This is a genomic window from Levilactobacillus angrenensis (assembly GCF_003946085.1).
Lineage (GTDB): Bacteria > Bacillota > Bacilli > Lactobacillales > Lactobacillaceae > Levilactobacillus > Levilactobacillus angrenensis.
In genome coordinates this window covers 83,200-95,773 of record NZ_RHOB01000007.1, presented here as the reverse complement: position 1 = coordinate 95,773, position 12,574 = coordinate 83,200, and the positions used below count along the sequence as shown (strand labels likewise).

Here is a 12,574-nt window from a genome sequence, read left to right as displayed (position 1 = left end):
CTTCCTCCTTACCCAAAGCGACCGCTAATGTAATCTTCAGTTTGCTTGTTGGCTGGGTTCATAAAAATGTTCTTGGTCTGATCCACTTCAATCAGCTCCCCGTTCATAAAGAACGCGGTCCGGTCCGCAATTCGCGAAGCCTGCTGGAGGTTGTGGGTCACAATAATAATCGTATAATCGTGGCGTAAATTCAAGAGAGTTGCTTCAATTTGACTACTGGAAACGGGATCCAAAGCACTGGTTGGTTCGTCCAGTAGAATAATTTCGGGGGAAACGGCTAAGACCCGCGCGATGCAGACCCGTTGCTGTTGCCCACCAGACAAGGCCAAGGCACTTTCGTGTAAATGGTCCTTTACTTCGTCCCACACGGCCGCTTGGCGCAGGGATTTTTCAACGACGGCATCCAGCTTTTCCTTGTCCTTTTCCCCGGCAATCCGTAGTCCGTAGATGACATTGTCATAAATGGAGAATGGGAAGGGATTCGGTTGCTGGAAGACCATGCCGATTTCCTTACGAATCTGAACGGTGTCCGCATTGGGCGCGTACAAGTCGCTTCCCTTGAATTTGATGGTCCCAGTAATCGTGACGTTGGGAATCAAATCATTCATCCGGTTCAGCGTCCGCAAATACGTGGACTTGCCACAACCGGAAGGGCCAATCAGTGCGGTGATGCCCTTCTCATCGAAGTTCAGATTGATGCCCTTCAGCGCTTCTTTGTCCCCGTAGTACAAATGCAGGTCCTGCGTCGTCAAAATTTCTTCTTTCATTATTCTTCCTCCTCTTAACCGAAGTTCCCCGAAACATAATCACTGGTCACCTGAACCGACGGATTGGTAAAAATATGGCTCGTGGTGTCGTACTCCAACACCCGCCCCTGGTTGAAAAATGCCGTATATTCACTGATCCGCGCGGCCTGTTGCATGTTGTGGGTCACAATGATAATGGTGTAATGCGCCTTGAGCGACAACAACGTGTCTTCCAGTTGCCCGGTCGACACCGGATCCAGCGCACTGGCCGGCTCGTCTAGCAATAAGATATCTGGCTTGATGGCGATGGCTCGGGCAATACACAGCCGCTGGGCCTGCCCACCAGATAGCGCTAAGGCGCTCTTGTTCAGGTCATCTTTGACCTGCTCCCAAAGCGCGGCTTGTTTCAACGACGTCTCCACGATTTCATCCAGTTGATGCTTATCCGTGACCCCACGTAAGCGCAAGGCAAAGGCAATGTTATCGTAGATGGATTTGGCAAATGGATTCGGTCGTTGAAACACCATCCCCACTCGCCGCCGCATCTCGTAGACGTCGATGTCTGGCTGGTTGATGTCCACCCCACGGTACATGATTTTGCCCGTCACTGTGGCGATGCGGTCATTCATCCGATTCAACGACCGCAAGTACGTGGACTTACCGGAACCGGATGGTCCAATCAATGCGGTAATCTGGTTACTGGCAAATTGCAAGTCCCCTTCAAACAGGGCTTCCTTCTTGCCGTAATACACGTGGAGGCCTTCCGTTGACAAGATCACCGGATGCTCCGGGTCAGTTAATTTGATGACGTGCCGGTCTTCTTTGGCCATGGCATTGGTCACATCGTTATTGACAAACATGGGCTAACCTCCTCTACGCCGACGTCAGGCGTTTGTACAAGCGTTTGCCCAAATACCGGGCGGCAAAGTTAAATAGTAAGATGGCAATCACCAACACGGCCGACGACCCGGATGAGATGGCCTTGGCGTCCGGCATGATGCCTTCAGAATTAATCTTCCAAATGTGGACTGCCAACGTTTCGGCAGGTCGCATCGGGTTCAACGGACTGGAAATATTGAACGGGTTCCAGTCGGCAAAGTTCAGGGCTGGCGCGCTTTGGCCGGCCGTGTAAATCAACGCGGCCGCTTCGCCAAAGACCCGACCGGCACTGAGGATGACCCCGGTTAAAATGCTGGGCACCGCGGCGGGTAAAATCACCCGCGAAACGGTCTCCCAACGTGATAAGCCCAGTGCCAGGCCCCCTTCGCGTTGGACATCACTAATGGTCCGCAGCGAGTCTTCAATGCTCCGCGTCAGCAGGGGCAGGTTGAAGAACGTCAGGGCAAAGGCCCCGGAGAGAATCGAGAAGCCCAGGTGTAATTTGACCACGAAGAACAGAAAGCCGAAGAGTCCGACGACCACGGATGGCAACGAACTCAGAATTTCAATCGCCGTGCGAATCGTGGTCGTCAGCCAATTGTCCTTGGCGTATTCATACAGATAAATCGCTGCGCCCAGGGCAATTGGAAAGGAAATCAGCATGGCGAGAATTAGCAGATAGAAGGAGTTAAAGAGCTGAACGCCCACACCCCCACCTTTCAGGAAGGCTTTGCCCGGTGCGGTCAGAAAATGCCAGCTCAACTGTGGCACCCCACTCACCAGGATGAAGCCGAGCAGGGCCAGCAAGATGAGAACCACGAAACCGGCGATCCCATACAGGCCGCCAATGGCCACCTTGTTTTGCGTTTTCGAATTCATTATTGCAAACGCCCCTTTCGACCAATCAAGCGAATAATTAAGTTAAAGACTAATGACATCAGTAAGAGTACGAGGGCCAGTGACCACAGCGCATTGTTTTGCAGTGACCCCATGACCGTGTTCCCAATTCCCGTGGTCAGCACTGACGTCAGCGTGGACGACGGCGATACCAGACTGTTTGGCATCAACGCGGCGTTCCCAATCACCATTTGAACGGCTAAGGCTTCACCGAAGGCCCGCGCCATCCCGAAAACCACGGCCGTCATCAAGCCCGGTGTGGCAGCTCGTAACACGACCTTGTAAATGGTCTGCCACTGAGTCGCCCCTAAGGCCAGTGAGGCTTCCCGGTAATACCGCGGCACGGCGCGCAGGGCGTCGGCACTCATGGACGTGACGGTCGGTAAAATCATCACGAACAGCACGCAGGTCCCGGACAGAATCCCAAACCCACTGCCGCCGAAGAGGGCCCGCGTGGTTGGGACCACGACGGACAGCCCGATGAACCCGTACACAACTGAAGGAATCCCCACCAGTAGTTCCGTCACGGGTTGTAAAATCTTCGCTCCCTTATTCGGGGAAATTTCATTCATAAAGACCGCCGTGCCAATGGCAAACGGTGTTGCCACGATGGCAGATAAAATCGTAATCAGGAAGGACCCGACGATCATCGGTAACGCGCCCACTTCTGGCTTACCGTGAGCATCCGTGATACCAGGATTCCAGTTTTTGCCCGACAGGAAGTCCCACAGGTTAACGTGGTTGCTGGTGAACGTCGCGATCCCCTTTGAGGCCACAAAACCGATGATGCCCACGACCACTGCCACGATGAGCAGGAGCGCCGTTAAGCTGATCAGTCGGCCCCAGATTTCTAGTTTGGCGGCCTTGGAGCGCCGCTTTAATTGTCGTTCTAATTGTTGGGTACTCTTCATTCTACGCGCCTCCCGTCTGGGTAATGTGTCCCGTTGCATTGCGTTCCACCGTCATTTGGTTGGGGGACAAGTACCCCAATTGGCGGACCAATGTTTTTTGAATCGCGGGAGACTGGACGTAGGCGATAAAGGCTTTGGTTAAGCCCGTGGGCTGGCCTTTGGTATATAAATGTTCATAAGACCAGATAGGCCATTTATTCGTGGTGACGTTGTCTTCCGTAGGGGCGACGTGGTTCAAGGAAACATCCTGCACGGTCCGGTCCACGTAAGAAAACGCCACGTAACTAATGGCCCCCGGCGTGGTCGCCACGATTGAGCGGACCATACCGGAAGAGTCTTGTTCTTGCGCTGTTTTAGAGCGGTGTTTCATCAGCCCAAATTGTTCAAAGGTCGCGCGGGTCCCGCTACCTTGCGCCCGGTTGATCAAAACGATGGGGAGGTCAGCGCCGCCAACTTGTTTCCAGTTGGTCACTTGACCCGTAAAGACCTGAATCAGTTGGTGCGTCGAGAGATTTTGCACGCCCACCCGCTTATTCACGATGGGGGTGATACCCACGACCGCCACCCGGTGATCGACCAGTTCATTGGCCCGAATCCCCTTTTGTTCAGCGGCAAACAGGTCGGAATCCCCAATCTGCACGGCGCCCTCTTGAATTTGACTGAGACCAGTCCCCGTTCCCCCACCTTGGACGTTAATAAACGTGCCCAGGTGTTCGCCCGTATACTGTTCGCCAGCGGCTTCAACTAAGGGTTGGAGCGCAGTAGAGCCCACTGCGGTGATTGATTCTCCCGCATGACTGACCTGCCGTGTCTGGTAGGCAAAAACTCCTAGCGCTACCAGCACCACCAAGACCAGGCCCTGCACCCAGCGTTTTTTCGACATACCGTAACCTCCTAAATCGGTTGCGCGTCTTTGGCCCAACCATTTCAAAATTTAGTATACCGAATCAATGTAAATGTCATGTAGACGTATTGTAAAGGTTGTGTAAATATATCCCGACCTAGGCTAATTTTTAGCGAAATCATGCTGGCCGCCCACCTTTTCAGGGTGAATTGACGGTAATAGGACATCGTTTGAATTGGCCGCCCACTGTCCCACCGAATATAGATTGGAACGCGATAGTAGGGTTTGAGTGACGGCCTCGGCTCCGCTTTGAGCCGGAAACTGCCCAATCTAAGCAAAAGGACGCAGTCATCCCCTGACTACGTCCTGATGGTTTTAAATTTTAATATCGCTGATTACGCCACCGGGAAGGTCATGGTGACCTGGGTGCCGACGTCGGGGGTACTTTGCAAATCAATCTTACCGTTGAGCGACTGCACCAGTTCCCGCACGATGGCGAGGCCTAGCCCGCTACCGCTGACCAACTGATTGGAATGCGAGACATCTGCCCGGTAGAACCGTTCGAAGACCCGCAATTGGTCTTGCGGCGCGATGCCGATTCCCGTATCCGCAATCGTTAGTGCCCACGCTTGCGGCGTTTCCTGACTGGTCAACGTGACGGTGCCTTGCGGTCGATTGTATTTGATGGCGTTGCTCAACACATTTTTCAAAATCTGATCGAACTTACGCTGGTCGGTGACGGCCATCAAGCCACTGGGAACCTGGTTGATGAGCGTCACGGCATTGACCGCCGCCAGCGGAGCTAACAGCGCCACCTGACTGGCAATCATCTGGCCGACGGGCACCTCGGCGACCTCCACGGCATTGCCTGATTCGATGTGAGAAATCGTCAAGACGTCGTTGATCAGCTCGACCAGTCGTTCACTCTGTTGGTCAATGATCTTCAAGAACTCGACTGATTTCTCTGGGTCATCCTTAGCCCCCGCCAACAACGTCTTGGCGAAGCCCGAAATGGCCGTGACCGGCGTCTTCAGCTCATGCGAGGCGTTGGACACGAAGTCCATCTGCATCTGTTCCACGGCGTACACCTCCGTGACGTCGTAGAGCAAGACCAACACCTGAAAATAATCCTGCGAGGTCGCCGTGTAAATCGCCCGCACGTCGACCGTTCGTTCCTTGACCACCCCCGGTAGTTTCAGTGTCTTGTGCTGCGTCTGGCGGTCATTTAACGCCGCATTGATCAGACTAGCCAACTCAAACTGCTGGACGTCTTGAGTAAACGGGTGCCGGCGCGGCGAAATTTTTCGCTGTAAGAATTGTTCCATCGCGGGGTTAGCCAACTCGACTTTGCGGTACCGGTCAATGACCATGACCCCAATCGGCAGGTAATCCAGCAACGTCGCAAATTCCTGATTTTGACTGGCCATGTCACGCCGGGCCTTCCGCTGTTGGGTTTGCAGATAATTGATCTGTAAGGCCAATTGCTGGAAGGGGTCATGCGGTGACAACAGTACGTGGGCTGGTGTCTCCTCGTGGCGGATTCCCTCGACCTTCTTGGTCAAAATTGCAATCCGCTGCTCGAGCCACCGGTAAACGACGCTGAGTAGTACCGTTTCCAGCAAGGCCACTGACCACGCGACCAGCGTTGCCAGCGCCACGTGGGGCGCACGGACGCACCAGACCAGTAGCGTATTCACCACCCCAAGACCCACAAACGCCACGGCTAATTGCCGGATCATGACTGGGCCTCAAACGTGTAACCGAAGCCGCGCACCGTCTTTAATAATACGGGATGCTTGGGGTCCAGTTCGATTTTTTCTCGCAAGTGGGACACGTGAATGTCGACCATCCGCGTTTGCCCGCTATAGTCAAATCCCCAAACGCCTTCCAGCAGCTGTTCTCGACTCCATACCTTACCGGGACGTTTAGCGAAGAACAACAGTAATTCAAATTCCTTAGGCGTCAACTCGATGGGTTTGTCGCCCCGTTTTACTTGAAACTTATCTTGGTCGATGGTCAAATCCCCGACCTGTAAGCGATGATCCACCTTGTTGGGCGCTTGCTCTTGCGGTTCATCCTCGTGATACCGCCGCATAACGGCCTTCATCCGGGCAATCACCTCTCTGGGACTAAACGGCTTGGTAATGTAATCATCCGCGCCGAGTTCCAAGCCAAAGACCGTATCGAATTCACCAGTCTTAGCCGTGACCATGATGATGGGTGTCTTAATTTTCTCTTGGCGTAGGCGTTTCGTCACCTCCACGCCATCCAATTTGGGCAACATTAAATCCAACAGAATAACATCAAACTTTTCGTGTAACGCTAAATTTAACGCCTGCTCACCGTCGATTGCGGTCACAACTTGAAAATCTGCTTGTTCCAAGTTGTACTGCAACAACGTGACAATTGCGGGCTCGTCATCGACGACTAGGACTCGATTCATAGATTTACCCCTCCTGATCTCTGAATAAAACGATGCCGATTTCGTGCGGTGCCCCAGAATAAATCGCTGTTTCCGTCATCTTTAACTCGCCATTCATGTCCCGAACGCGTAAATGACAATACGCCGGATTGGCAAGGAGGGCCTCATAAAAACTCGTTTCACTGTTTACGGGACGGTGGTTGCACTCCAAAATGATATCGCCGGCCGCCAGATCCATTTTTACCGCTGGCGTTTGCGGGCGAATCGCTAGTACACGTACACCATCGTCGACCTGAGAATACCAGAATTGTTGTCGTTCATCATAGCGTTTAGCTCGCCATAGGATAACCGCATAACCAACTAACAGAACGATTAATAGGTAGGGCGAATCTTGGGGGCGAACTGCCGCCCACCCGCATAAGACCGCCGCCGCAACGGCTAGCCAAACGAACTGCTTCGCCAGCCGCCGGTAAACCAAGCGCGGTGCCTGCCGAAAAATGGTTAAACGCAGGCCTAAAATCAACGGGATAACCAAGATAGCAAAGCTCTTGCCTTGAAAATGAAAGACTGGCCAAAACGCCCACTGGCTGGTCAACCAATCCCCGGGCACCAAGGTCACCATCGGCAAGACTAGAAATTCACGCCACGGATAACCCGCGATGCGCTTCCCCCGCTGTTTGGCGTAAATTTTGGGGCTCGCAAAGCGGCCGCCATAATGTGCCACCCAGTGTCCCAACAAGAGAAAGAAAACCACGGCTAACCACAAATAGTTGGTTCCAGAAACCGTCGACCAGTTGAGGCCAATCGCCGAAAGATCCGGTTTTCCCGTTATGTAAGGTCCCCCAAAGACCGTCAATACCGTGGTCACCACCATCAGGGTCAACGGCAAAATCGTCGTCGGCAAGACCACCAGTGTGATGATGGCCAAACCTTCGTAAATGATGATCCATAATAGCGGCAGGCTAAAGCCCACGACTAGATTAATCACTGACAGACCCAGGCCCAAGACAACGCCCTGAGTCAACAGATGACGCAATTCGAAGTGGTCGCTGTAGACGGCACTCCCAAAATCATGACGCTCGGATTTGATCCGGGCGCGACTGGTCAGCCAAACGCGTAAAATCGCCAGCCAAACCAGCGGCTGTAGCAGGTACGTGCTACAAGCAATAAATGTCCGCATGAAATCGACACCTTTCCTGAAAAGATAACTGTTCTCAGTATATCATGAAACAAAAATGGGTAACACGACATTCGCGTTACCCATGCAATCATTATTTTAATAATCAATTAAAGGTTGAAAGTAGCGCTAACGCGGCAATTCCCGAAACGACAGTGTTCTGTCCACTAAAGTTAGTGAAAACAGGATCCTACGTCAGCCAGAGATTCCGCCTGCTATGGGGAACACCTCCAGCCTGAGGAGCGGGCTTCCGGTTCGCTTTGAAGCCTGGTAAAACCGGCCAGTCTTCCCAGTCGTCCCACGCTGTAGGCTGAGAAAAGACCTCAGCCTACACCGTCGTCACAGCTGGCTCCACCTCTGGCTGCCTCCGGCGGGTTGGTGATTATCAGCAATGCTATGTTAGAAACTAGTCGCTAGATCAACTGCCACCTGGGACTAAGCCGATTGTTATTGGTACGCACTCTTGTAGCCGAGAGTTCGCCAAATATGGGTTCAGCCGTGGGAGTTTACTTAGCGGTGCGATTCTCGCCGCTTAGAAAACTGGCGTCTTTGAGACGTGACCTTCGGCTCAAAGCGAGGCCGAGACCGCTTCTTAGGCTCGGCCCGTCCGCCCACCGCGTTCCAACCCATAGTTGGCGCACGGTAGGCGGCCAGTTCTAACTACGAAGCTGTAATTGACTAATTTTAACGCGAAAAGTCGCGCGGTGACAGTGATCACACCCCAGCTTAATCGGGATTCTTCTGACTCAACTGCCATTGCAGATAGGCATCAATGAACGGATCGAGGTCGCCATCCATGACAGCTTGCCCGTTGCCCGTTTCGTAGTTGGTCCGGTGATCTTTGACCATGGTGTACGGATGGAAGACGTAGGAGCGGATTTGCGAGCCCCAGCCGATATCCATCTGGTCGCCTTCGAGCTTGGCCTTTTCCGCCGCCTTCTTTTCTTCTTCACGTTCATACAATTTGGCCCGTAACATCCCCAAGGCCGTCTGCCGGTTTTGCAGCTGCGACCGTTGCGCTTGACTTTGGGTCACGATACCCGTAGGCAAGTGGGTGATCCGAACGGCCGATGACGTCTTATTGACGTGTTGGCCCCCCGCCCCAGAAGCCCGGTAAACGTCGACCTTCAAATCAGCCGGATTGATTTCTACATCAACGGAGTCATCCAGCTCAGGCAAGACATCCACCGACGCAAAGGACGTGTGTCGCCGCCCAGCCGAATCGAACGGCGAAATGCGGACTAGCCGGTGCACACCCTTTTCGGAGCGCAAGTAGCCGTAAGCATTGTGCCCAGCAATCAACAACGTCGCACTGCTCAAGCCAGCCACATCGCCAGCTTGGTAATCCAAGACGGTGACCTTAAACTGATGTTGGTCGGCCCAACGCGTATACATCCGCATCAACATCTCACCCCAGTCCTGGGATTCAGTCCCCCCGGCTCCCGGATGAATTTCCAAAATGGCATTGTTGCGGTCGTATTTTTGGTTGAGCAACATGTTCAGACTATATTGTTGTAGAGCTTTCTTCGCCGCCGCAAAATCCGTTTCAAATTCGGCTTGCATATCAGCGTCCGGTTCTGCTTGTAACAATTCCAGCGCGACTTCCAGGTCATCCACTTGATCAGAGAGTTTCTGGTACTCCTCGACCTTTTTCTTCATTTCGTTGGTCTCATCGATCAGCTTCTGCGCGGCCTGGGCGTTGTCCCAAAAGCCTGGTTGGGCCATTTGGCCTTCATTGACACTGATGCTTTCGTTCAGGGCATCAAAGTCAAAGTGACCCCCTAAAGCCGGTGAGTTGTTCTTTCATGGCAGTAATTTCGCGTTTTGCATCGCTTAATTCCATGTTTGTTGGCTCCTTTTTAAGTTATTTGTTTTTTGATTGGTTAAACCAGATGCCTACGTCAGCCAGGGATGCCGGCGAACGTAGCCCTCCTCATAAACACTGACTTAAGATGACCATCAGCGACTACTTTATTATTACCGTGCACCCTAGCAGATGTCCAGCGAGACGAACCGCAATGGTTATCATGCACGGTGGTTAAGCTAGCGGTTAATAACCACTACCATAGCCGAGAGTTCACTAGCTATACGCTGAAACGCTGAGGGCGCCGGGCCAAGCCATATCTAGTGAACGGTAAGGCAGGCAAGCCCCTATACGTGTCGCCAGGCAACATAGCCGAAACGTGCGCCAACAGGCACTGGTTAACCGCCTTTGGTCACACTCTTATTACAAAAACGAGGCGAAAGAATCTCTTCCGCCTCGTCCGTTCCCGTTTATCGGGTAATATTTTGTCGAATTTCAGACTTCATGAACAGGCGCGTGGCGTCGTAGTCGATGTCGGAGATCATTTCCCCGAACATCCGGAATCCATCTTGTTGGTATTCAACCAGTGGGTTCAACTGACCATAACCCCGTAACCCAATTGATTGCCGTAATTGATCCATGGCATCAATGTGGTCGGTCCAGTGAGAGTCCACGCAACGCAAGAGCACAACCTTTTCGAATTCGAGCATTTGAGCTGGATCGTACAGTTGCTTTTGCTTTTCAGCGTAAACGTCTTCGGCTAAGCCCATGAAGAAGGCCTTGATTTCGTCAGCGGTCTTGCCCTTCAGATCATCTAAACTGATCTTATCTGGTGAAACCATGGCAGAAATCCCGAAGTCCAGTAAGGTATCCAAGTCCCAGTCGGATTGATCCCCTTGCGTGTGCAAGTTAACGACCCGGTCAACGGTCCGTTGGATCATTGGCATCAAGACCCACTTCAGGGACTTGTCTTGGTTAATGACTTGGTTCCGTTCGCCATAAATGACGTCCCGTTGTTGACGCATAACATCATCATATTGCAAGACGTTCTTCCGGGAATCGTAGTTGTTCCCTTCGACCCGCTTTTGGGCGGATTCCACTTGCTTGGTGATCATGCGACTCCGGATAACGGCATCTTCGCCATCCACGTTCATCCGTTCCAAGAATGCCTTGACCCGGTCAGAACCGAATCGCCGCATCAAATCATCTTCCAGGGACAGGTAGAATTGCGTCATACCAGGGTCCCCTTGACGACCGGAACGTCCACGAAGCTGGTTATCAATCCGCCGCGATTCGTGACGTTCAGTCCCGATAACGGCTAACCCACCAATTTCAACCACGCCGGGTCCTAATTTGATATCAGTCCCCCGCCCGGCCATGTTGGTGGCGATGGTAACGGCACCCTTTTGACCAGCATTTTGAATAATGTCGGCTTCCTTGGCGTGGTTCTTGGCGTTCAAGACTACGTGCGGAATGTTTTCTTGGTCCAACCGTTGTGACAGGTATTCGGACGTTTCCACGGCCACGGTCCCGATTAACATCGGTTGTCCCTTAGCGTGTAACGTCTTGATTTCCTTAACAACCGCGTTGAACTTAGATTCCAAGGTTGGGTACAACAGGTCAGGTTGATCGACCCGGACGACCGGTTTGTTGGTCGGCACGGTGATAACTTCCATGTTGTAGATTTCCCGGAATTCTTCCGCTTCGGTCTTGGCCGTCCCTGTCATCCCGGAGAGTTTCTTGTACATCCGGAACAAGTTTTGGTACGTAATGTTGGCCATGGTCTTAGTTTCTTCTTGAATCTCGACGCCTTCCTTGGCTTCAATGGCCTGGTGCAGACCGTCAGAGTAACGACGACCGTCCATGACCCGCCCAGTAAAGGAATCAACGATCAAGACTTCACCATCTTGAACCACGTAGTCCTTATCACGCAGCATGATAAAGTTGGCCCGCAGCGCTTGGTCCATGTGGTGGGTCAAGGCCGTGTTGTCCGTGTCATACAGGTTCTTTAAGTTGAAGTACTTCTCGGCCTTTTCAATCCCAGTGTCAGTCAATGCCACCGTCTTGGATTCCAGGTCGATCTTAAAGTCATCTTTTTCGTGTAACGTCTTGGCGAACCGGTCAACGCGTTGATACAGGGCACTCGTCCCTTCGGATTGGCCAGAAATGATCAATGGCGTCCGGGCTTCATCAATTAAGATGGAGTCAACTTCATCGACAATCGCAAAGTTCAATGGCCGTTGGACCATGTCTTCTTTGTAGACCACCATGTTATCCCGCAGGTAATCGAACCCGATTTCCCCGTTGGTTGAGTAGGTGATGTCGGCATTGTAGGCTTCGCGCTTTTCTTCAGGTGACTTTTCAGCGGAGTTTAACCCAACTGTTAAGCCCATCCAAGTATACAGTTCACCCATTTCAGTTGCGTCCCGTGCAGACAGGTATTCGTTAACCGTAACCACGTGAACCCCTTTACCCGCTAAGGCATTCAGGTACACGGGCATCGTGGCGGTCAAGGTCTTCCCTTCACCGGTCTTCATTTCGGAAATGTTCCCTTCATGAAGCACAATTCCCCCCATGATCTGCACGTGGAAAGGATAGAGACCGAGGACCCGCTTGGCACCTTCACGGATAGCCGCGAAAGCCTCAGGCAGTAAATCGTCCAACGTTTCGCCGTCTTGATAACGCTTCTTAAATTCAGGCGTTTTAGCTTTCAAATCGTCGTCTGAAAGTTCCGCGTACTCGTCAGCGTATGCGCCAACTTGATCCGCTAATTTACTGAGGCGTCGTAAAGTCCGGCGATCACTTTCGACCCATCGTTTCAAAATATTTGCCATGTGAGAATTCCCTTCAGTACATTTAGTAAGTCTATTTAAAGTTACCCATTTATTTGCAAT

At 52.4% G+C, this 12,574-nt stretch carries 10 protein-coding genes; all 10 read right to left on the bottom strand.

Going from position 1 to position 12,574, the window contains the following annotated elements:
- Positions 1 to 8: 8 nt before the first annotated feature.
- Entirely contained in the window at positions 9 to 767 is a 759-nt protein-coding gene (gene pstB / locus EKM83_RS05690) for a phosphate ABC transporter ATP-binding protein PstB (protein WP_125575667.1), read from the bottom strand.
- Between the two features lie 14 nt (positions 768 to 781).
- The gene (pstB, locus tag EKM83_RS05685) at positions 782 to 1,576 is read right to left on the bottom strand and encodes a phosphate ABC transporter ATP-binding protein PstB (protein ID WP_125575712.1); all 795 of its coding nucleotides are present in this window, start codon (positions 1,574 to 1,576) and stop codon (positions 782 to 784) included.
- Between the two features lie 43 nt (positions 1,577 to 1,619).
- Positions 1,620 to 2,504: a phosphate ABC transporter permease PstA gene (pstA, locus tag EKM83_RS05680; RefSeq protein ID WP_125575666.1), complete on the bottom strand. Its 885-nt coding sequence runs from the start codon at positions 2,502 to 2,504 to the stop codon at positions 1,620 to 1,622.
- Entirely contained in the window at positions 2,504 to 3,433 is a 930-nt protein-coding gene (gene pstC, locus EKM83_RS05675; protein WP_125575665.1) for a phosphate ABC transporter permease subunit PstC, read from the bottom strand. The genes pstA and pstC overlap by 1 nt, the downstream gene beginning before the upstream one ends.
- A gap of 1 nt (position 3,434) precedes the next feature.
- On the bottom strand, positions 3,435 to 4,316 hold the full coding sequence (locus EKM83_RS05670; protein ID WP_125575664.1) for a phosphate ABC transporter substrate-binding protein: 882 nt from the start codon (positions 4,314 to 4,316) through the stop codon (positions 3,435 to 3,437).
- A gap of 356 nt (positions 4,317 to 4,672) precedes the next feature.
- Positions 4,673 to 6,016: a sensor histidine kinase gene (locus tag EKM83_RS05665; protein ID WP_125575663.1), complete on the bottom strand. Its 1,344-nt coding sequence runs from the start codon at positions 6,014 to 6,016 to the stop codon at positions 4,673 to 4,675.
- Positions 6,013 to 6,720: a response regulator transcription factor gene (locus tag EKM83_RS05660; protein WP_125575662.1), complete on the bottom strand. Its 708-nt coding sequence runs from the start codon at positions 6,718 to 6,720 to the stop codon at positions 6,013 to 6,015. Before EKM83_RS05660 ends, EKM83_RS05665 begins: the two co-directional genes overlap by 4 nt.
- Positions 6,721 to 6,724: 4 nt before the next feature.
- Positions 6,725 to 7,879, bottom strand: a complete 1,155-nt coding sequence (locus tag EKM83_RS05655) for a PDZ domain-containing protein (protein ID WP_125575661.1) — start codon at positions 7,877 to 7,879, stop codon at positions 6,725 to 6,727.
- A gap of 723 nt (positions 7,880 to 8,602) precedes the next feature.
- Positions 8,603 to 9,719, bottom strand: a protein-coding gene (gene prfB / locus EKM83_RS05650) for a peptide chain release factor 2 (RefSeq protein ID WP_125575660.1) whose coding sequence is annotated in 2 segments (ribosomal slippage) — positions 8,603 to 9,646 and positions 9,648 to 9,719 — 1,116 coding nt in all. Because the reading frame shifts where the segments join, the coding sequence is not laid out codon by codon here.
- A gap of 431 nt (positions 9,720 to 10,150) precedes the next feature.
- Positions 10,151 to 12,514 carry a preprotein translocase subunit SecA gene (gene secA / locus EKM83_RS05645; RefSeq protein WP_125575659.1) on the bottom strand — a complete coding sequence of 788 codons (2,364 nt, stop codon included), beginning with the start codon at positions 12,512 to 12,514 and terminating at the stop codon, positions 10,151 to 10,153.
- Positions 12,515 to 12,574: the final 60 nt, after the last annotated feature.